Source organism: Natrialba sp. PRR66 (genome assembly GCF_034808065.1).
In the GTDB taxonomy this organism is placed as follows: Archaea; Halobacteriota; Halobacteria; order Halobacteriales; family Natrialbaceae; genus Natrialba; species Natrialba aegyptia.
Genome location: NZ_JAXHGN010000030.1, coordinates 1 through 345, shown reverse-complemented (window position 1 = coordinate 345; position 345 = coordinate 1). Strand labels below are relative to the sequence as shown.

Genomic DNA, 345 nt, shown 5'->3' with positions numbered 1-345 from the left:
GTCTACTCTCCACTTGGTGCTCCGCCTCAGAGGAGGTATGCAGATCTTCGTCAAGACATTGACTGGAAAGACCATCACACTTGAAGTCGAAGCTTCCGACACGATCGAAAATGTCAAGGCTAAGATTCAAGATAAAGAAGGAATCCCACCAGATCAGCAAAGACTTATCTTCGCCGGAAAGCAGCTCGAGGACGGCCGCACCCTTGCTGACTACCACATCCAGTAGGAATCCACCCTCCTCCTGGTGCTCAGGCTCAGGGGTGGCATGCAGATCTTCGTCAAGACCCTCACCGGCAAGACCATCACACTCCAGGATGAGTCCTCGGACACCATTGACAACGTCAC

1 protein-coding gene is annotated in these 345 nt (G+C 52.8%); it reads left to right on the top strand.

Annotation, left to right across the window (positions count from 1 at the left end; translation table 11 throughout):
- Window positions 1–226 (top strand): ubiquitin-like protein (locus SM755_RS23360; RefSeq protein ID WP_323174795.1); only part of this gene is annotated, 226 nt, incomplete at its 5' end.
- Between the last annotated feature and the right edge of the window lie 119 nt (window positions 227–345).